Source organism: Pseudenemella bisphenolivorans, from assembly GCF_051133435.1.
Taxonomy (GTDB): Bacteria; Actinomycetota; Actinomycetes; order Propionibacteriales; family Propionibacteriaceae; genus JAAYAO01.
Genome location: NZ_JBPGNY010000002.1, coordinates 470,059 through 489,053, shown reverse-complemented (window position 1 = coordinate 489,053; position 18,995 = coordinate 470,059). Strand labels below are relative to the sequence as shown.

General features: G+C 66.3%; 19 protein-coding genes. 9 read left to right on the top strand and 10 right to left on the bottom strand.

All coding sequences use genetic code 11. The annotated features are described in order from the left end of the window. From ACR4XW_RS07115 to ACR4XW_RS07090, 6 genes are all read left to right on the top strand, one after another. A complete protein-coding gene (locus ACR4XW_RS07115) occupies nucleotides 1-876 on the top strand; it encodes a DUF58 domain-containing protein (protein ID WP_434759837.1) in 876 nt (291 codons plus the stop codon). Then, a complete protein-coding gene (locus tag ACR4XW_RS07110) occupies nucleotides 863-1,348 on the top strand; it encodes a hypothetical protein (protein ID WP_434759836.1) in 486 nt (161 codons plus the stop codon). The genes ACR4XW_RS07115 and ACR4XW_RS07110 overlap by 14 nt, the downstream gene beginning before the upstream one ends. After that, nucleotides 1,339-2,298 (top strand): vWA domain-containing protein, encoded by a 960-nt coding sequence (locus ACR4XW_RS07105; protein ID WP_434759835.1) that lies wholly within the window; start codon nucleotides 1,339-1,341, stop codon nucleotides 2,296-2,298. The genes ACR4XW_RS07110 and ACR4XW_RS07105 overlap by 10 nt, the downstream gene beginning before the upstream one ends. After that, nucleotides 2,295-3,245 carry a vWA domain-containing protein gene (locus ACR4XW_RS07100; RefSeq protein ID WP_434759834.1) on the top strand — a complete coding sequence of 317 codons (951 nt, stop codon included), beginning with the start codon at nucleotides 2,295-2,297 and terminating at the stop codon, nucleotides 3,243-3,245. Before ACR4XW_RS07105 ends, ACR4XW_RS07100 begins: the two co-directional genes overlap by 4 nt. Next, the gene (locus ACR4XW_RS07095; protein WP_434759833.1) at nucleotides 3,242-4,276 is read left to right on the top strand and encodes a tetratricopeptide repeat protein; all 1,035 of its coding nucleotides are present in this window, start codon (nucleotides 3,242-3,244) and stop codon (nucleotides 4,274-4,276) included. Before ACR4XW_RS07100 ends, ACR4XW_RS07095 begins: the two co-directional genes overlap by 4 nt. A gap of 66 nt (nucleotides 4,277-4,342) precedes the next feature. Further along, nucleotides 4,343-5,839, top strand: coding sequence for an Rv1352/Rv1906c domain-containing protein (locus ACR4XW_RS07090; protein ID WP_434759832.1), 1,497 nt, complete (start codon nucleotides 4,343-4,345; stop codon nucleotides 5,837-5,839). Between the two features lie 240 nt (nucleotides 5,840-6,079). On the opposite strand, the gene ACR4XW_RS07085 is transcribed toward ACR4XW_RS07090, so the two are convergent. Genes ACR4XW_RS07085 through ACR4XW_RS07060 form a run of 6 tightly spaced genes read right to left on the bottom strand, consistent with a single transcriptional unit; the run spans nucleotide 6,080 to nucleotide 10,856 of the window. Continuing rightward, complete coding sequence (locus ACR4XW_RS07085; RefSeq protein WP_434759831.1) at nucleotides 6,080-7,141, bottom strand: NADH:ubiquinone reductase (Na(+)-transporting) subunit F; 1,062 nt, start codon at nucleotides 7,139-7,141, stop codon at nucleotides 6,080-6,082. 4 nt (nucleotides 7,142-7,145) lie between these two features. Further along, a complete protein-coding gene (locus tag ACR4XW_RS07080; RefSeq protein ID WP_434759830.1) occupies nucleotides 7,146-7,466 on the bottom strand; it encodes a phenol hydroxylase subunit P4 in 321 nt (106 codons plus the stop codon). Beyond that, nucleotides 7,463-9,040: a YHS domain-containing protein gene (locus tag ACR4XW_RS07075; RefSeq protein ID WP_434759829.1), complete on the bottom strand. Its 1,578-nt coding sequence runs from the start codon at nucleotides 9,038-9,040 to the stop codon at nucleotides 7,463-7,465. The genes ACR4XW_RS07080 and ACR4XW_RS07075 overlap by 4 nt, the downstream gene beginning before the upstream one ends. A 3-nt stretch (nucleotides 9,041-9,043) precedes the next feature. Then, a complete protein-coding gene (locus ACR4XW_RS07070) occupies nucleotides 9,044-9,361 on the bottom strand; it encodes an MmoB/DmpM family protein (protein WP_434759828.1) in 318 nt (105 codons plus the stop codon). A gap of 2 nt (nucleotides 9,362-9,363) precedes the next feature. Next, nucleotides 9,364-10,383 carry a ferritin family protein gene (locus tag ACR4XW_RS07065; protein ID WP_434759827.1) on the bottom strand — a complete coding sequence of 340 codons (1,020 nt, stop codon included), beginning with the start codon at nucleotides 10,381-10,383 and terminating at the stop codon, nucleotides 9,364-9,366. A 41-nt stretch (nucleotides 10,384-10,424) separates the two neighbouring features. Further along, nucleotides 10,425-10,856 (bottom strand): hypothetical protein, encoded by a 432-nt coding sequence (locus tag ACR4XW_RS07060; RefSeq protein WP_434759826.1) that lies wholly within the window; start codon nucleotides 10,854-10,856, stop codon nucleotides 10,425-10,427. Between the two features lie 267 nt (nucleotides 10,857-11,123). Between ACR4XW_RS07060 and ACR4XW_RS07055 the strand changes: the two genes are divergently transcribed. Continuing rightward, nucleotides 11,124-13,439 carry an ATP-binding protein gene (locus tag ACR4XW_RS07055; protein WP_434759825.1) on the top strand — a complete coding sequence of 772 codons (2,316 nt, stop codon included), beginning with the start codon at nucleotides 11,124-11,126 and terminating at the stop codon, nucleotides 13,437-13,439. Between the two features lie 36 nt (nucleotides 13,440-13,475). Here ACR4XW_RS07055 and ACR4XW_RS07050 read toward each other — a convergent pair whose 3' ends face one another. From ACR4XW_RS07050 to ACR4XW_RS07035, 4 genes are all read right to left on the bottom strand, one after another. Continuing rightward, complete coding sequence (locus tag ACR4XW_RS07050) at nucleotides 13,476-14,651, bottom strand: TFIIB-type zinc ribbon-containing protein (RefSeq protein WP_434759824.1); 1,176 nt, start codon at nucleotides 14,649-14,651, stop codon at nucleotides 13,476-13,478. 238 nt (nucleotides 14,652-14,889) lie between these two features. After that, a complete protein-coding gene (locus ACR4XW_RS07045) occupies nucleotides 14,890-16,065 on the bottom strand; it encodes an SPFH domain-containing protein (RefSeq protein WP_434759823.1) in 1,176 nt (391 codons plus the stop codon). Between the two features lie 109 nt (nucleotides 16,066-16,174). Next, the gene (locus ACR4XW_RS07040) at nucleotides 16,175-16,882 is read right to left on the bottom strand and encodes a hypothetical protein (protein WP_434759822.1); all 708 of its coding nucleotides are present in this window, start codon (nucleotides 16,880-16,882) and stop codon (nucleotides 16,175-16,177) included. 235 nt (nucleotides 16,883-17,117) lie between these two features. Then, the gene (locus tag ACR4XW_RS07035; RefSeq protein WP_434759821.1) at nucleotides 17,118-18,005 is read right to left on the bottom strand and encodes a fructose bisphosphate aldolase; all 888 of its coding nucleotides are present in this window, start codon (nucleotides 18,003-18,005) and stop codon (nucleotides 17,118-17,120) included. Between the two features lie 183 nt (nucleotides 18,006-18,188). Between ACR4XW_RS07035 and ACR4XW_RS07030 the strand changes: the two genes are divergently transcribed. Beyond that, on the top strand, nucleotides 18,189-18,356 hold the full coding sequence (locus tag ACR4XW_RS07030; RefSeq protein ID WP_434759820.1) for a hypothetical protein: 168 nt from the start codon (nucleotides 18,189-18,191) through the stop codon (nucleotides 18,354-18,356). Further along, complete coding sequence (locus ACR4XW_RS07025; RefSeq protein ID WP_434759819.1) at nucleotides 18,356-18,937, top strand: hypothetical protein; 582 nt, start codon at nucleotides 18,356-18,358, stop codon at nucleotides 18,935-18,937. The genes ACR4XW_RS07030 and ACR4XW_RS07025 overlap by 1 nt, the downstream gene beginning before the upstream one ends. Nucleotides 18,938-18,995: the final 58 nt, after the last annotated feature.

Genomic DNA, 18,995 nt, shown 5'->3' with positions numbered 1-18,995 from the left:
ATGGCGCTGCTGACCAAGGTCAAGACCCGGATGGCGATCCACGCGCACCGCAAGGTGCGCGGATTGCTGGACGGCGAATACCAGTCCTTCCACAGCGGCCGGTCGATGGACTTCCAGGACCTGCGCGAATACGTCATCGGCGACGATGTGAAGGACCTCGACTGGAAGGCCTCGGCCCGCAAGGGCGAGCTGCTGGTGAAGCGGTACCACGCCGAGCGCAAGCACACGATTCTGCTGGTGGTGGGCTGTGGCCGGTCGATGTCGGGCATGTGCCCCGACCGCACCCCGAAGAACGAGATCGCGATCTTCGCCGCCGGGGTGATGGGTTACCTGGCCACCAAACACTCCGACTACGTCGGGATGGTCTACGGCGACGCCGACGAGGTGCACTCGGTGCGGCCGGCCACCACCGAACTCGCCCTGGAACGGATGCTGACCAATCTGGTCGAGCCGACCTCGGCGGCGTCCGATCTGACCGGCTGTCTGGATTACGTCACCCGGGCGGTGCGGCGGCGCACCATCATGGTGGTGATCACCGACGACGTCGACCTGTCGGAAGAGGACGAGCGGTTGCTGCGGCTGTTGCGGGTGCAGCACGAGATCCTGTTCCTGACTCTGGCCGATCTCGATCCGACCGACCCGCAGGTGGCCGATGCCCCGGTGATCGACGCCGACACCTGGGACGCCATCCCGAGCTTCCTGCGCCATGACCACCAACTGCGCGCCGAGATCGCCGCGGCCGACGAAGAACGCCATGCCCGCCGGCGCCGCACCCTGGAACGGCTCGGTATCGCCGGAGAACACATCACCGGCGAGGATCAGGTGATCGTGACGCTCTTCCGGCTGCTGGAAAGGCACCGTCATGGCAACGATTGAGCCGCTGGAGATCTTCGGACCACAGGCCTACTCGTCGCTGTGGTTGATCGCCGGCATCCTCGCCGTGCTGGCCTTCTTCGCGATCCCACCGGTGATCGTGTGGCTGACCCGGGTACGTCCGCCGAAACCGCCACCCCCGCCCCCGCCACCGGACCCGAACCAATTCCGGGCCGAATGTCTGGCCCGGATCAACGCGATCCGGCAGCGTCATGCCGCCGGGCAACTCGGCGAACGCGAAGCCCACCAGGAACTCAGCCAGACGGTGCGCGCCTTTGTCTCCGACGCCACGGGCCGCCCCGTCGACCGGATGACCCTGAGCGATGTGCAGGCCGTGCTGGCCGATGACCCGCGGTTCGCCCATCTCGCCGACTGGATCGAGATGCTGTACCCGCCGCAGTTCGCCCCCTCGGTGCCACGTTCGGTGGCCGACTCGGCGAGTGAGGCCGAACGGTTGGTGGGCTCATGGAACTGACCAACTGGTGGATGTCCATCCCGATCGTGCTCGCCGTGGTCGCCCTGTCGGCGCTGTTTCTGCTGCGCGACCGGCCGGCCGACCCGGCATCGGGGCTGCGGGCGGCCAATACCGAACGGATGCGCCGCACCCCCCGCTTCGCGCAGTTGGCCCGGCAACACCGGCTGTGGATGCTGGTGCAGGTGATCGCCATCGCCCTGGTGGTGCTCGGTGCGTCCTTGTTCTCGACCCGACTGTCCGATGCCGCCGGCAGCGACTCCGAACAGCACAACCGCGACATCGTGTTGTGTCTGGACGTGTCGGGTTCGATGCGCGATATCGACGCCGGCCTGATGGAGTCCTTCGCCGAGTTGGCCGATGATTTGCGCGGGGAACGGATCGGGCTGGTGATCTGGGACTCGAGTGCGGTGATGAAGTTTCCGCTCACCAACGACTACAAGTTCATCGAGAAGCAACTCGCCGACGGTGTCACCGCGATGGAGAAGTTCTCCTACGAATGGAGCCGGGGCACCTTCGAGGGCAACGGGTCGTCGCTGATCGGTGACGGTCTGGCCTCGTGTGTGCTGCGCTTCGACCGTCCGGACGAACCGCGCGCCCGCACGATCATTCTGGCCACCGACAACATGGTCAACGGGGACGCGATCTACACCCTGCCCCAGGCCGTCCAAATGGCCCAGGACAAGGAGATCGTGGTGCACGCGATCGCCCCGCGGATGTACGACGAGGTGCGTGAGATGCGCAAGCTGGTCGCCAAGACCGGGGGCATCACCTACCTGATGGACGACAAGTCCGGCGCCGAACAGATCGTCTCCTCGATCGAGACGATGGACCGGCAACGATTGCGCGGGCTGCCGACCGCCACCGCCAGCGACCGGCGCGCCCCCGGGCTGGTGCTGGTCGGGCTGGGACTGCTCGCCCTGTTGGCCGCGGCATGGAGGTTGCGACAGTGACATTCCATCCCGATTGGATCGCGCTGATGGTGGGCCTGGTCGCCCTGGCGGCCGCGGTCGTGCTGCTGTTGCGCTCGAAGGATCGGATCACCTGGCTGCGCAGGGTGGGCATCGCGCTCGCCTTCGTGCTGATCACGGTTCGTCCGGTGGTCGGTGCCTCCGCCTCGACCGGACAGGCCAGTGATCTGGACGTGATTCTGGTGGTCGACCGCACCACCTCGATGGCCGCCGAGGACTATGACGGCAACAACACCCGGCTCACCGGGGTGCACCACGACGTCCGCGAGATCGCGACCCAGTTCACCGGGGCCCGGTTCGTGCTGATCAGCTTCGACAACGATGCCCGGGTGGAGTTGCCGCCCAGCACCGACACCACCGCGGTGGCCTCGATCGCCGAATCCCTGGGTTACATGGATGCCTATTACGGAGCCGGGTCGACGATTTCGGTGGCGATCCCGGTGATCGCCGAAGAGTTGGACCGGATGGCCGAGGAGGAGCCGGGCCGCAAGCGAATGTTGATCTACCTGGGCGACGGGGAGAACACCTCCGACCAGAGCCCCGAATCCTTCGCCGACCTGGCCGGCAAGATCGACGCCGCCGCGGTGCTCGGCTACGGCACCACCTCGGGTGGACGGATGAAACACAGCCCGGACCGTGACCGCTACGTCTACGACTACGAGAACAGCGGTGATGCGATCTCGCGGATCGATGAGGAGGCGCTGCGCAAGATCGCCTCGGAACTGGACGGGGAGTACCTGCACCGCACCGCCCCCGACGACCTCGAACTGAAACGCCCCGACCAGGGCTTCGCCGCCCTGTCCGGCGGTGAGGTGACCAGCGGGGTGGATCTGAGCTGGATTTTCGGCACCGTGCTGGTGGGCCTGGCGCTGTGGGAGGCCTGGCTGGTGGCGGTGCGCTTTCGCCAAGTGCGACGGGAGCTGCGATGAGTACCGATCGACGTACCGGGCGGGGCTTCCAGCGTCCCGCGTGGCTGAGCGAACGAGGCCTGACCTGGCTGCTGCGGGCGGCCCCGGTGATGCTGTTGCTGATGATCTTCGCGATCAAATCCCTGTCGATGGTCGGGGTGAACTCCGCCGGGATGCGCGCCTACGAGAAGGCCAACTTCGGGTCGAGCCGCACCAGTTTTGCCCAGCTCGGCTTTCTGAACATCCTCGAACCGTGGATCGCGACGTACAACCGCGGCACCGCCGAATACCAACTGCGCGATTACGATGCGGCCCGCGAAAGCTTCACCAAGGCTCTGGACCAGGCGCCGAAGAAGTACGACTGTCGGGTGCGTCTGAACCTGGCGGCCAGTATCGAGGGTCAGGCCGATGTGTTGGCCGGGCAGCAGCAGCATGCCAAGGCGGCCGAACGCTACGAGGAAGGCGTGCGGATCCAGTCCGAGGGTGAATGCGGCGAGCCCCCCGAGGGTGAGCCCTCCCCCGATCCGTCCGCTTCGGAGGAACCCTCCGAGAGCCCTTCGGGCGAGCCGTCCGAAAGCCCGTCGGGTGAACCGACCCCGTCCGATGGCCCCTCGGGGGAACCGTCCGATGACCCCTCCGGGGAGCCGACCGATGGCCCCTCCGGAGAACCGACCGACGGGCCCTCGGGGGAACCGACCGACGGCCCCTCCGGAGAACCGACCGAGGGGCCCGGCGAGCAAGGGGGCGAGGAAGGCCAGGACGGCAAGCAGTCCGAGGAGGAGCGCCACCGGGAGGAGGCGAAGCGCAAGCAGGAGCAACAGGAGCGGATGGAGAAGAAGGCCGAGGAGCAACGCACCCAGGCCGAACGCACCGATGAAGGCTCCGACGAGGGCGAGGACGATCCCGAACCTCCCCCGGACGAGGCCGGTCCCGAGGGTGGCGAGCAGCGCCAGAAGCAGTTGGAGGAGCGGTCGAAGAAGGCCCAGGGAGAGCAACAGAAGGGCCGCGACCGGGAGGGTGCTCCCGACCAGCGCAGCGATAAGCCCTGGTGAACTTCCCGCGGCCTGCCCCTGAGCGGAGATAAACTACAGCGATATTTGTAAAGGGGATGTGGCCTGATGCAACGTTGGAATCCGCCGCCGAATTGGCCCGCACCACCACCGGGTTGGGAGCCGCCCGCCGGCTGGCAACCCGATCCGTCCTGGGGGCCGCCCCCGCCGGGGTGGCAGTTGTGGGTGGACGAACCCATGCCGGGAGGACCTGCTGAGCAGGGTGGTGGTTACCCGAGCGGACCCGAGCACCCGGCCGGCGCCGAGATGGGTCAACCGAGCGCTCCCGGCCACCAGCCCAGCGCTCCCGGCCATCAGCCGAGCGCTCCGGGTTTTCAGCACAGCGCTCCCGGGTATCAACCCAGTGCCCCGGAGCACCAGCCCAGCGCCACTGATCACCCCGGCGGAGCGGACCACCAAGGTGCCGGACCGGATTTCCAGGGGGGCGCCGACTACGGCCCGGAACACCAGAGCAGTGCCGACTACGGCCCCGGAAACCAGGGCGGCGCGGACTACGGCCCGCAATTCCAAGGCGGGGCCGACTACGGACCCCAGAACCAGAGCGGTCTCGGCCAGGGCCTTCAGGGCGATCACGGACCCTCCTTCCAGGATCCGTACCAGGGCGGTCAGACCGGGCAGTACTCCGGCCCGTACTCCGGCAGCACGTACAGCGGCCCCTACAGCGGCGGGCCCTATGCCCACGGCCAACCGGAGCCCGGCGGTTTCGGCGCCGGACAACCCCCCGGCGCTCAGGGCCCCGGCCCGGCGTCCGGTTCCTACGGTCCGAGCTACCCCGGCGGGGACCACGGCCCGGGGCCGACCCGAAGCAGCAAGAAGCCGATGATCGCGATCATTTCGGCGATCGTCGCCGTGGTGCTGATCGGCGGCATCGTCGCCGCGGTGTTCCTGACCGGCAAGAAGTCCGAGCCCACCACCGAGCCGCCCGCGACGCCTCCTGCCACATCGGAACCCACCGATGAGCCCTCCGAGGAGCCGACCGACGAACCGAGCCAGGATCCGAGTGAGGACCCGGCGAAGGATCCGAGCCAATCACCGGGCAAGCCCCCCGCTGACCCGCCCAAGGGTTCGGGCACGTTCGGTGAAGGCACCCACAAGGTCGGCACCGACGTGAAACCCGGTACGTACCGATCGAGCCCCGATGTCGAGAACTGCAATTGGGCCCGACTGGCCAACCTCAATGACGATGACGATTCGATCATCGCTTCGAGCAGCCATTCACCGGCGATCGTGACGATCAAGGAAACCGATGTGGCCATCGAGGTCAGCGGCTGCGGCGAGTTCGTGCCCGTGGAGCAGACCTACCCCGACAAGCCCGCCACCAGCTTCGGCCCGGGCGTCTACGTGGTCGGCAAGCACATCGAGCCCGGCACCTACACCGCCCAGGACCCCGAGGAAACGTGCTACTGGGGTCGGCTGTCCGGATTCGGCGGCTCGGTCGAGGAGGACATGATCGAGAATGATTTCGGTGGCCAGTCGACGGTGACCATTCAGGAGAGCGACCGGGGATTCCTGAACCGACGCTGCGGAACCTGGGTCAAGAAATAGCCGGACCGTAACGAAACCCCCGCCCGTTTCACCGGGCGGGGGTTTCGCCGTCCTGCTGCAACCGACCCGATTCCGGCCCGTCGGCACCGCATACAGCTTCCCGGCCCGAAATCAGGCACATTGCAGCAGCCGGGCTCGGGAACCAACAGTAATCACCCGCGCGATGCCTGGTGGGAGACACAAACACCGAGGGCGGGCAACTGTCGTTGCCCGCCCTCGGTGGCGTTCAGCGGTGCGAACTCAGCGCTTGATCAGCGGTGAACCCACTCCGGCTGCCTTGTCACCTTCGTTGAAGAAGTCTTCGTGGAAGATGTCGCGGGGGAACAGTCGCCGGCTCATCAGCGACTTCAGGGTTCCCTCGACCATCGCCGGCGACCCACAGATGTAGGCCTGGTAGCCGCCGAGCCGTTCGAAGTCCTCCTCCATCACCGACGAGACGTAACCGGTGCGGTAACCGTCCCCCTCGCCGGTATCGATGCAGGCGTGGAAGGTGAACTGGTCGGGGTACTCCTCCTCCAGTTCGCGGAACAGGTCCACGTCGTAGAGGTACTCCGGTGCGCGCGCCCCGGCGTAGAGGGTGATGTGCCCCTCGTACTCCTCGTTGATCAGCGCGTGCTTGACCATCGCCGCCAGCGGGGCCAACCCGGTGCCACCACCGAGCATGACCACCGGCTTCTCCTCCCAGGTGCGCAGCACGAACCGGCCGTAGGGCCCGGCCAGCTTGATCCGGTCACCCTCCTTGGCGTCGGCGAACAACCAACCCTCGGTGCCGATCCCACCCGGAACCAGTGCCACATGGAACTCCAGTTCGTCGGTCTGGGTCGGCGGTGAGGCGATCGACCAGGTGCGGTCGATCCCCTCGTGACCCGGGATCTGGAAGCGCATGTACTGCCCGGCGTTGAAGCCGATCTCCGAATCGAGTTTGACCACCAGTCGCTTGATGTCGGTGGCGATGTCCTCCAGGGTGACGATCGTCCCCTCGAAGTCCTTCACCGGGAACATCTCCAGCTCGTCGTCGACCTCGATGTCGGCCTCGATCACCACGTCGGTTTGCGGCGTGGCGCAGCAGGTGAGGGTTTTGCCCTCGTCGCGTTCGAAGTCCATCAGGGCGAAGCTGGAGGCAGCACCGTGGTCGACATCGCCGTCGAGCACGTCCACCTTGCAGGTGGCGCAGGTGCCGTGGGTGCAGGAGTGCGGCAACCACACTCCCGCACGCAGGCAGGCGTCCAGGATGGGCTGGTCATCGGCGCACTGGACCTCGCGGCCCAACGGTTCGACGGTGACCGTGTAGGTCTCAGCCATCAGGTCACGCCCCGATCAGCGAGATCGTGTTCTTGTGCCGGACTCCGTTCTCGTCCAGGGACTTGTCCGGGTCCGGAGTGAAGTCCTCTTCGACGAGCTGCCAGGTGATCTCCTTGGAGGAGTCGAAGTCCGGGTCGGCGGTGACGTACGGCATCACCATGTTCTCGACGAACTCCGACCACTTCATCGCCTTCGGCGCGCGGAACATCGCGGCGGAGCAGAAGAACATGCTGTCGCGACGCAGCACGCTGACCAGAATGTCGTCACCGTACAGTTCCTGGCGGGAACGGGACGGGAACTCGTAGGTACCCAGCGACTTGATCATCGTGCGCCCTCCTTTGCGCCGGCAGCCATCGCCGCCTCCATCTCATCGTGGCCGCCGACCGAGTCGTCGACCTGGTTGTGCCACTTCTGCCAGTTGCGATGATCGACGTTGCCCATCATCTCGCCCGAGTCACCCTCGGTGTAGCCGTACCAGTCCAGGACGTCCGGGATGGTCGGTCCACCACAGTTGCCCTGGTAGATCTGGTGCACCGGCAGCCAGGCCTGGACGTACTTCTCCGGCTCACGGTCGAAGATCCACTTGCAGTGGTCGGAGCAGAAGTTGTAGTGCTCACCCTTGTAATCGCTGGAGCGCTGGCAGATCTTGTCGCCCTGGCCGTGCTCGACGAAGGCCATCGGAATCTGGCAGGTCTGGCAGAGCTGCGGCAGGCCCGGGAAGAAGAACCGGTTGCCATCGGCGGCCATCTTCTCCAGCTTGTCCCACTTCGGACGGTAGATCTCGTCGTAGCTGTCCGGGTAGGCGGCCGACAGCCACTCCTGGTGCTGCTTGGTCGGGATGCTGGTGGTCAGGTTCGCGGCGTGGCTGAACTGGTAGAACACGTTGTAGGCCAGGTGCGAAACGTGGTCCTTCTCCCAGATCGCCTGCTCGACTCCGGCCGGCGGACGGATGCCGTAGTAGGCCAGGTCGGGGAACAGACCGTTGAGCATCTGCTGCTCGAAGTACAGCTCGAAGGCTTCCTTCCAGCTCATCACCGGACGGGGCAGCATGTAGTCGAGCATCATCGCGATGATCGCGGTGACGCGGTAACCACGCCAGAACCACTTGTCGACCCACTCCTGGACGATCGGGACGTTGTCCTCGTCCTGCTCGAGCAGGAACTTGATCGCTTCCAGACCCAGGGTCATGTGGCGCGACTCGTCCGACTGGGCCGAGAAGCCGAAGGTCATCGTCGGCAGGTCGCCGTTGAACGAGGCACCCGACATGAAGGGCACGAACAGCAGGTTGGTCAGCAGGTATTCGAAGCTGAAGCCGATGGCGATCAGGAACTCGAAGGGGCCGGCCGACAGGGCGTCGTCGAAGTACGACTTCGGCACCGACAGGTACCAGACGCGGTCATGCATCTTCACGAAGTTGTGCATGCCGGAGTAGTACTTGTTGTAGTTGCTCAGGGTGTGGATCTCGGTCTGCGCGTGACGCAGCTCGTCCACCGACTGGCAGAGCGCGGCGAACCGCGGGCCGGGGCCGTTGAAGTGACGCGACAGGTAGGCGAAGTGCCGGTTGGCCTGGTACTCCAGCGGGGTCACACCACCGAGGAAGATCTTCATCGCGTTCAGGTAGGCCGGGTCGGACAGGGTCAGGTGGCCCTGGCCCTGGGCGAACCCGTCGAGGACGGCGTAGAGCCGCTTGTCCTTCTCGGCCTGGTAGCGGTAGTAGGCGTCCACGGTCAGGCGGAACGGGTCGTCCCACTTGCTCCAGTCGTGGATCTTGATGCCCTCATAGGTGGTGTGCGGGTACATCTCCTCGGCGGAGACGTAGCTCGGCTCCCAGTCGATGTCGCGGGTCAGCGCCGAGTAGCGCTGCTGCATGGACAACTTCTTGGCAGGCTTCTTCGTCATGGCTCAGTCCTCTTCCTCGTCACGCTTCTTACGACCCCACGACAGGACGATGCGGTCCTCGTCCCACTCGCTGATGTTGCCGGCGAGGGTCACGATGGCCATCTGGAATTCGTGGGTTTCCCAGGGGCGGCCGAGGCGATCCTCGACCGACTCGCGGTTGATCACCAGGCGTCCGGGGGCCTGCAGCTTCACCAGACCCGGAAAGTGGTTGATCACAAGTTCTTCGTTGTCGGCCTCGATGGCCTCGATCAGAGCGCGGTTCTCCTCGGTCTCCTGAAGATCAACGCTCACGGGGCGGGTATCACGGGCTTCAGCGGTCATGATCACTCCTTCTCGATGGTCAGGCCGAGGGCCTCGTATTCGGCGGCGATTTCCTCGGCGCGGGCCTGAACGCCTTCGGCCGCCTTGGTGTCGACGATCCCGTCGGCGTGTTCGGCGATGGCGCGCACGGCGTCGACCGCCTTCGGCAACCAGGTGTTCACGATCTTGCTTAACACTTCCTTGTTCGCCTCGCCCAGTTCCTCGTCGGCCAGCCAGGCCTTGTAGAGGCCGTCCAGCCACTTGCGGTGGTCCTTGTACCAGGTGCCCACGTGCTGGGCCAGCAGGCTGTAGGCGCCGGCGCCGCTGATCAGGGCCTCCTCGTCGAGGTGGCGGTAGATCAGGGTGTCGAGGAGCTTGTCGATCAGGTCGGAGGCGATCACACCCACCGCCCAGTCCTTCTCGACCAGCGCTTCCTCGGTGTAACGGCGCAGCGGCTGCCAGGCCTCGCTCTCCATCCACAGGCTCTTGGCCGACGCCAGCACCGAGGAGGTCTGCTCACCGAGGGTGATGCCCACGCGGCTGATCAGCTGGGCGTTGCCCACCCGGTCGAAGCCCTCGTAGACGCAGCACTGCGAGATGGTCGCGCCGTAGCTGAACCGGGCCGCACCCGAGTAGACCATCTGACAGCCCGACTCGTAGTGACGCAGCGGAATCACGATCTCACCGATCAGGCGCTTCCAGTCCTCGGGAGTGCGATCGAAGAGGTTGTGCGAGCTGACGTAGTCGAGAGTCTTGCCGAAGGCATCGTGCATCTGCGCGCGGTTGGTCACGTACGGGGTGTAGAAGTACTGCCGCGGGTCGGTGAACGAGTACGGATCGGTGAGCTTCAGCGCCGAGTAGTCGGGATCGTAGAGCTCGTGTTCCGGATCCCAGGTGGGCCGGTAGTGGAAGTTCTCGGTCGCCTGCAGATCGATGGTGCCCTCTTGGTACCGGGTGGCGGGTTTGTCGCCGTAGCGGGCGGCCACGTGATCGAACGTGTGACGCACAGGTTCGATGATCTGCGTCTTCAGTTCATACTGCATGCTGGCTCCTCTCGGGGATTGGGTGGTGTGGCGGTGATGGTTCAGACAAGACGTGCGGACTCGGTGTTGCGGAGTCCGGCAACCAGGCAGAGGCGGATGATCAGATCCGCGATGGCATCTGCATCGGTGAGTTCATAGGGCCGTTCGTGCGGCAGATCTTCACTGAGGATCTGTCCGGTGGCGGTGTCCCCGGAGAATCGGGTGGCGACCCGCGCCCCATGCCCACCGCAGGTGATGGTGAAAACGAGTTCGTCGGTACCGACCTCGTCGACCAGGTGCAGGTGGGAGCTGGTGTCCTGAATCACTGCATTCGCTTCGCAGATCAACTGCTCAGCCAGCGAACGCAGAGCGACGTAGCGATCGCCGCCCTCATTGACGGGCGTTGGCGTGCTCGGTCGCATCGCCGGCATCGGCGGTTCACCCGGGGTTTCGGCCCCGAGCTCCTTGGCCAGTCGTTGCATGAAGAACGTCATTGTTCGCTCTCTTCGTCGAGAAATGCTGTGCTCATTAGAAGGTAAGCGGCGCGGCCCGGGCCCGGGAATACGTAGAACTACGTGAATCGACATACCCGTGAAATCGGGGCGGCAATGCTTTACTAATAGCTTCATACCGGAGCCGGATCGCCAACGGGGAACACGTTTCTCAGAGAGGAACACCCTTTGGTGAGCCACGTCACACAGCGTAGAATCTGACCGCGCAAACTTTTCCGTCGAGCGCGTTGGGACGGGCGAGGAGAAACGTTGGCCGCGACGCCATCAGGGGGCCCCACCGGGCCCGCAACCCAGTTCGTGGGACGGCACGAACTCCTGGGTAGCGTCGCTGATCGCGTACGCCGCGAACGGCTCACCACCCTGGTCGGTCCGGGCGGGATCGGCAAGACCCGGCTGTCGCTGGAGGTCGAGCGCCTCACCGCAGAGCACTTCGCCGATGGATCGCGGGTGGTCACCCTCGATTCGGTGGTCGATCCCGATGACGTCGCCTGGCGGGCCGCCTCGCAGTTGAGCGCCTCCGACCAATCGCGGCGTACCGCGACCGAACATGTGGTGCGGCACCTGGCCGATCAGGAACTGCTGCTGATCGTCGACAACTGTGAACACGTCCTGGACGCCGCCGCCGATCTGGTGCTGGCCATCCTGCAGCGCTGCCCGAAGGTGCACGTGTTGACCACCTCGCTGGGCCCGCTCGGCCTGTCCAGCGAGTACGTGATTCCGGTACCGCCGCTGGGCGTACCCGATGCCGATGCCGGCACCGAATCCGTCGCCGACAGTGAGGCGGTGCGGCTGCTGCTGCAGCGCGCGGCCCAGACCGGGGTGAACATCGAGGTCACCGACGAGAACGCCGCGGCGGTGACCGAACTCTGCAAGCATCTGGACGGGATGCCGCTGGCGATCGAGCTGGCCGCGGTACGGCTGCGGTCGTTGTCGGTGCCCGACCTGTTGCGTCGCATCGACGAGCGCTTCTCGTTGTTGCGCGGCACCCGCGACGCCCTGCCCCGCCACCAAACCTTGTCGGCTCTGGTCGATTGGAGTTTCGACCTGTGCACGCCCTTGGAGCGGCTGATGTGGACCCGGCTGGCGGTCTTCCTGGACGGCTGCGACCTGCACGCCGCCGAAACCGTCTGCGCCTACGGCGACCTGGAAGCACCCCTGGTGGCCGACCTGCTCGACAACCTGGTGTCGAAATCGATCGTCAGTGCCCAACCGACCGCTGATGGGATGCGCTACCGGATGCTGGTCACGATTCGCGAGTACGGCCTGCGCCAGGCCAAGGAAGCCGGCGAATGGGACGAGATCCGGCTGCGACACCGCGACCATTACCTGGAGCGGGCCCGTGACATGGTGCGGCACTGGTCGGGTCCACTGCAGGCCCACAGCATGTGCTCGATGCGTACCGAGCGGGCCAACATCATTGCCGCCCTGGAGTGGTCGCTGTCGGTGCCCGAGGAACGTCCGCGGGCTGCGGAACTGGCGTCCTCACTGCGCTATCAGTGGGTCAGCGGACGGTACCTGTCGGACGGGCGGTACCGGATCGACCGGATTCTGGCCACCGAGGAGGTCACCGGCCGGATTCGCGGTGAGGCCCTATGGGTGGCCGCCTGGGTGTCGCTGATTCAGGGCGATCATTCCCAGGGCGATGTCTATCTGGGTGAGCTGGAGGTGCTCGCCGACGAACTGGACGACGCCATGTTACGCGCCCACTCCGACCACTGGACGGGGTTGTCCCTGCTGTTCCACGGCTGGCCGGCCGAGGGTGCCGACCGGTACCGGGCCGCGATCGAGACCTTCCGGCAGGCCGGGGACGAGGCGGCCTGGCAGACCGCACTGTTCCAGTACGGGTTGTGCCAGATGTACTCCGGCGATGTGCAGGGGGCGCTCGATTCCCAGGCCGAGTTGATCGCGCTCAGCGAGGCCAACGGCGAACAGTGGTGCCGGGCCTACGGGTACTGGGTGCGCGGGATGGCGCTGGCGCGGATGGGTGATCTGGCCGGTGCGCTGGCCTCGGCCGACAACTCCTTGGCCCTGCAGTCCCAATTCGAGGACGCGATCTGCATCGCGCACACCCTGTTGTTGTTGTCACAGGTGTCGGTGGCCAGTGGTGATTTTGCCCGGGCAGCCCGATTCCACAGCACCGCCGATGCGATGTGGCGCTCGATGGGTACCCAGATCTCGTCCTTCGGCCCCGGCCTGGCCGGCGACGCCGGGGCGGCCCGGATGGCGATCCAACGGGCCCTCGGCGAGGAGGAATGGCACCGGATGCACCAGGACGAGGCCAACAGCCGTGATCTGGCCGAGGTCGCGGACTGGGCCCGCGCCGAGCTGGCCGGCCTGGTGGTGCCGACGCAAACACCCGGCACCGATCTGCCGCCCGGGGTGCGGCTGACCAAACGGGAGGCCGAGGTCGCGGCCCTGCTCGCCCGGGGCCTGTCCAACAAGGAGATCGCCTCGGAGCTGACGATCTCGATTCGTACCGCCGAGGGCCATGTCGAGCAGGTGCTGAAGAAGCTCGGCGCGCAGAGCCGGGCGCAGGCCGCGGCGATGTTGTTGCGCGCGGACTGACGCCCCGGTGTGAGCCGGCTCGATCACCGGCCCACCTCATTGCGTGTAGTAGTAGATGACAGCCGCGATCGTGATCACGATCAGCGCCAGGATCACCAGCAGGGCGATCTTGATCGCGCTCCACGGCCGGTAGCCCTGCACCTCACCGGTCACGCCGTTGATGAAGACCTGGTAGGGCTTCTCCTTGTAGGTCACCGTCAGCAACCACACCGGCAGCAGCACATGGGCGTAGGTGAGCGCGTTGTAGCGCACGTCCATCGACGTGACCCGCTGTTCGTCGCCTCCGATGTCGCGTCGGCAGGTGGTTTCGATGTGGCTGCGCATCCGTGGTTCGACGATCTCGGCGTGCACCTGGGCGGCGTCGCGGTCGTAGGTGCGCGACAGGTGCCCGGCAACGAACTCCGGGTTGAACGGCACCAGTTGTTCCATCGGCCAGGGTTCGAGGGCGTGCACCTTCTTGTTGTCCAGGCCCTGGGTGCTGGCCACCCCTTCGACATCGCGGAAGGTGTTGTGGACGATGCCGCTGGCCGGATACCAGCGGGTGCGCCGTTCTGTGCGTCGGTTGTCGCCGCTGCCAACAGTCACGTAGTAGTGCTCACCGCGTTGCCCGCGATAGTGGGTGGTGGTGTCGGCGTCGTAGTTGAAGTAGGGCAGATAGACGCTGCTGAACGAGCCCAGGGTGCGGTACTTCTTGAACTCGTTCGGGGCCAGCCGACGGGAGTTGATCCATTTCTCGATCAGGTCGCGGCCGGTCTTGTGTCCCACCCGCAGCGGCAGCACCCCGTCCAGCGGTAGCCGGGCCGGGGAATCCTTGACGTCGTCGCGCTGGATCGGGGTATTGCAGTAGGGGCAGCGCATCGCGGTGAGCGTGCCGGTGAACTGGGTGTGGCCGCCGCAGCTTTGGCAGACGATCTCCTTGTCGGCGGTCGGCCGGCTCTCCAACTCGGCCAGCCGCATCCGCAGGGCGGTCATGGCACCCGCCAGGTCACGTTTGACGATCTTGCCCAGCTCGCGCGAGGCGGTCATCGGGGCTTCGGTGCCGCAGTGCTGACACTGCAGGCGATCCCGCTCGGGTTCGAAGGCGAGCATGCCGCCACAGGCCGGACACGGATAGGTGCGGGTCTGTTCGGTCGCGTGCAGCACCCCCGGGTCGGGCATCGCGCCCGGATCGGGCAGCCGGGGTTCCTCCGGCAACCGGGGCGGGGACGGCATCCGGCCCCCGTCACCGTACGGCGCTGTTCCGTACGGGGCAGCTTCATACGGAGACTGCTGCGACGTCGGCGGTTCGGCGTACGGGCGCTGCCGGCCGGGGCCGGCCGGCGGTTGCTGGTGCTGCGGCTGCGGCGGCGGGCCACCCGGGTATTGCTGCGGCGGCAACGGTGGCGGTGGCCCACCCGACGATCCCGGACCTCGTCCCGGCAGTGGCGGAGGGGCCGGCGGATTGTTCATCTCAGCCTGCCGGAGGCGGAGTCGGGCTGTCCGGCACCGGCTTGGGCAGCGGCGGCGGGGCCTGCAGCATCGGCGCCAGGTCGGGAACCTGGCTGGCGGCGGCCCAGTTGGCCATCCCGGCCGTCCACACCAGGGTGGTCGGGCCGACCCGTCCGGCGGCGATCTCACCCTGCAACTGGGCGACCGTGAACGGGCCGGCGGCCTGGCCGTTGATCTCGGCGTGGTAGGTCACCTGCGGGGGCAGCGGCGGGGGCGCGCCGGCCGGCTGCTGTTGCTGTTGCTGCGGCTGGAAGGCCCCACCCATCTGCTGGGCCATCTGGGCGCCCATCGCCATGCCCATGCCGGCGCCCATCATGTCGCCCATCCCGCCACCGGCCGGGTTGCCGGCCGCGGTGGTCATCGCGTCGGCGGCCTTGGCCTGCTGGTAGCGGCCCATGTCGCCGATGTTGTGTGCCCAGGAGCCCTCTTCGACACCGCGGGCCACGCCGCGGGTCATCGCCTGGGTGATCTCCTCGGGCAAGGAGATGTTCAGCGTGATGTCCTCGATCGCCAGGCCGTACTCGTCGTCCACCCGCTCGGCGACGAAGTCGCGCAGCTTGGCCGACAGTTCCACCTGGCGTCCCTGCAGGTCGATCACGCCCAGGCCGGTCTCCATCACCATGTCGGAGAAGGCGAGGGTGATCACCCGGCGCAGCAGCTCGGAGATCTCGTCGATGTCGACGACCGAATCGGTGGCCACCACCTGACGCAGGAAGGTGGGAGCGTCCTCCACTCGCACCACGCACAGACCGTTGGCGCGCACCTGCACCATCTTGAAGTCGGGGTCGCGCACGGTGACCGGGTTGGCGGTGCCCCAGCGCAGATCGGTGATCGGGCGCTTGTTGATGAAGTAGACCTCGGAGCGGAAGGGGCTGTTGAACCCGTGCTTCCACCCCTGCAGGGTGCTCAGAATCGGCAGGTTCTGGGTGGTCAGCTCGTAGTGACCGGGGCCGAAGTGATCGGCGAGTTGGCCGCCGCTGACGAAAACCGCTTCCTGGCCCTCGCGAACAATGAGTTGGGCCCCGTTTTTGATTTCGTTCTGATAGCGCGGAAATCGCCACGCCAACGTGGAGCGGGAATCGTCGATCCACTCAATGATGTCGACAATTTCTCCGCGCAGTTTATTGATGAAACTCATCGCCGGAAACCCTCCTGGAAAAGACGCTGGATCCAGCGTATCCGCCGCGGGGACCGGCCCACAGGCTGCCAGGGGGGTGAGCTCGGGCACTCTTGATCAGACCAAGGTCTTATCCGACGTGACGAACCAATTCCTTGCCATCCATCACGTAAGCCGCAGGTGATACCGGACGCTGCGCTTTGGCATATCGCACCGCGGCCCATTGCTGGGCGACGGCCAAATCCTCGGCGGCCGATTCGGGCACCACACAACAGATTTCGGGGTCGGGAATGAAGACCACCGATCGCTCGTCGACCCCGGTCGCCGATTTGAGCAAGGTGGGAAACAGTGCCCAGGCATTGGCCGAGCCGGCGGGCTGCTCGAGCATGATCAGTTCGCGTCCCTCGGTCTCGCGACGGATCGGGGTGAACTCGCGAGCGGCCAGCTCGCGGCGCGCGGCGGTGATGATCTCCTCGGGTTGGGCACCCCAACTGGCGGCTTCGGCCACGCCGACCGGTTCACCATCCCGCAGTACCCCGATCACCAGGCCCACCCCGATCGGCGCGGTGAAGGCATCCTCGGGGGCGCCCCGTTCGGCCCAGATCACCGGCAACAGCCCCTCCGGCACCAGGCCCGAGGCCGGGCTGAGCATGGTGTCGACCCAGCGGCGCACCCGGTCGGGGTCGGCATCGGCATCGAACCCGGCGATGTCGAGCAGATGGAACCCGCCCCCGGCATAGGTCACCCGGATCGTGTGGTCATCCACCGGCGCGGCCTGACCACGCTCCCGCACCACCGCGCGGGCATGGGACAGGACAAGCTCCATCAGGTCGTTCATGGGCCACAGCCTAGTTCTGTCGACGTGGCGGCGCCTCTCAAGATTGTGTGACTTTTTGTTCGACGGGCGAGCAAGATGTCACACAATCTTGAAGGGTCGGTGCGGCGATGGACGAAGAAGAGCCCCGCCACCGCGAAGGTGACGGGGCTGCTTCGGGCGGGTTTCAACCCGGGGCATCGAGCGGGTGATCGCCGCGACGGTCGGGCCGCCGCACCACCGATAGGCGACCGAAAACTCAGGCGATCGAGGCCCGGTAGATCGTGTCGACCGAATCGGCCAGGGTGGCGTTGAACTCCTCATCGCTCTGCTGGTCCGACAGACCCTCGCTGAGCGCCCGCGAGAAGCTGGCGATCAGACCCGGGTTGCGGGCCAGCCGCTCGTTGGCATCCTCACGGGTGTAGCCACCGGACAGAGCCACCACGCGCATCACCCGCGGGTGGTTGATCAGCGGGGCGTAGAGGTTGTCCTGGGTCGGGATGGTGAGCTTCAACATCACCTGCTGATCCTCCGGCACCGAATCGAGGCCGGCCAGCAGGCGAGCCATCAGCTCGTTCTCGATGCCTTCCTTGTCGTCGGCGTTGATGTTCACCTCGGGCTCGAGGATCGGCACCAGGCCCTTGGCCAGAATCTGGTGGCCGATCTCGAACTGCTGATCGACGTTGGCCGCGATGCCCGAGTTCGAGAACTTCGAGATCACCGAACGCATCTTGGTGCCGAAGATCCCCTTGTCCACCGCCCGGTCGAGCAGGGCATCGAGGTCGGGCATCGGCTTCATCACCTGCACCCCGTCCGACTCGTCGGCCAGGCCCTTGTCGACCTTGAGGAAGGGCACCACGCGCTTGCGCTCCCACAGGTACTGGGGGGTGTCGACACCCTCGATCTGACGATCCATGGTCTGCTCGAACAGGATCGCAGCGAGGATCTTGTCGCCGGTGAAAGAGGGGCTGGTGATGATGCGGCTGCGCATCTTGTGGATGAGGTCGAACATCTCATCCTCGCCCTGGTACTGGTCTTCGTTGATGCCGTACAGCTTCAGGGCCTTGGGGGTGCTACCGCCGGACTGGTCCAAGGCGGCCACAAAGCCCTGATCATTCCGCATCCGTTCCGCTTGTTCCGCGCTCATCTCGATCGCTCCTCACATTGCAAAAGGGGGTCATGGCCCAGCCTACGGTCCCGGATTCCGCCAGGACAGGTGGGGCATGCCCGGCCGACATTCGCACCGATCACGCAGACCGGCGTTCGAGTCACCGCGCAGGGAGGGATCGACACCCCGAATCGGTGTAACGGCGACGGTTAGACTGACCGCATGTCTCGTCCGTTGTCGCCGGCCCGTAAGCGCCGGGTGCGTCGCATCGTCCGGTTGCTGTTCGGATTGGCCGCGCTGGCAGTGGGAGCGACATTCCTCGGTTTCTTCCTGGGCCTGGCCCGACCGCGCAAGGACGTACACGGGCGGCCCCTGGACCGGTACGCCTGATGGGCCAGCGGCTGCACCGGGTGCACAGCACCGACTTGCACCGGCTCCCCCGCCCGGACGGGGAAGCCCCCTGGGCAGCGGCCGCCGACAACCACTGGGGCTTTTGCGGCGTGGTCGTCACCGTCGACCGTTCGCTGCGTGGCTACGGCCTGATCAGCCCGGCGGTCAACGTCCCCCGCGACCATCCCCAGGCCGGCGGCCCGATCACCGAGGGTGCCGCGGTGCTGATGGAGTTGCACACGGCGGACATTCCCGTGGCCCCGCGCAACCCGATCGCCCGCCATCTATTGCGGGGCCTGGCCGCACACCTGGTGCGCCAGCGCGTCGAGTGCCTGGAGGCCTTCGGCACCCGTGGCCCGGTGTCCCCCACCCTGCCGCCGGTCGATTGGCTGGAGCACGAGGGTTTCCGGATAGTGCGCGACTCCCCCACCCGTCCCCGGCTCTGCCTCGAACTCGGCCACACCCTGCGACTGCCCGATCTGGTCGGCTGGTGGCAGCGACTCTGGGTGCCCCTGACAGGCCCGACCAATCCCGAACCCGCCGGACGAGTCAGCGAGCCCGCCGGGGTGGCGCGGCCCTAAACTGAAGGAACCCCGGGACGACCATGAAGCGGCGCTGTTTCTTGGATGAAGGGCTGTG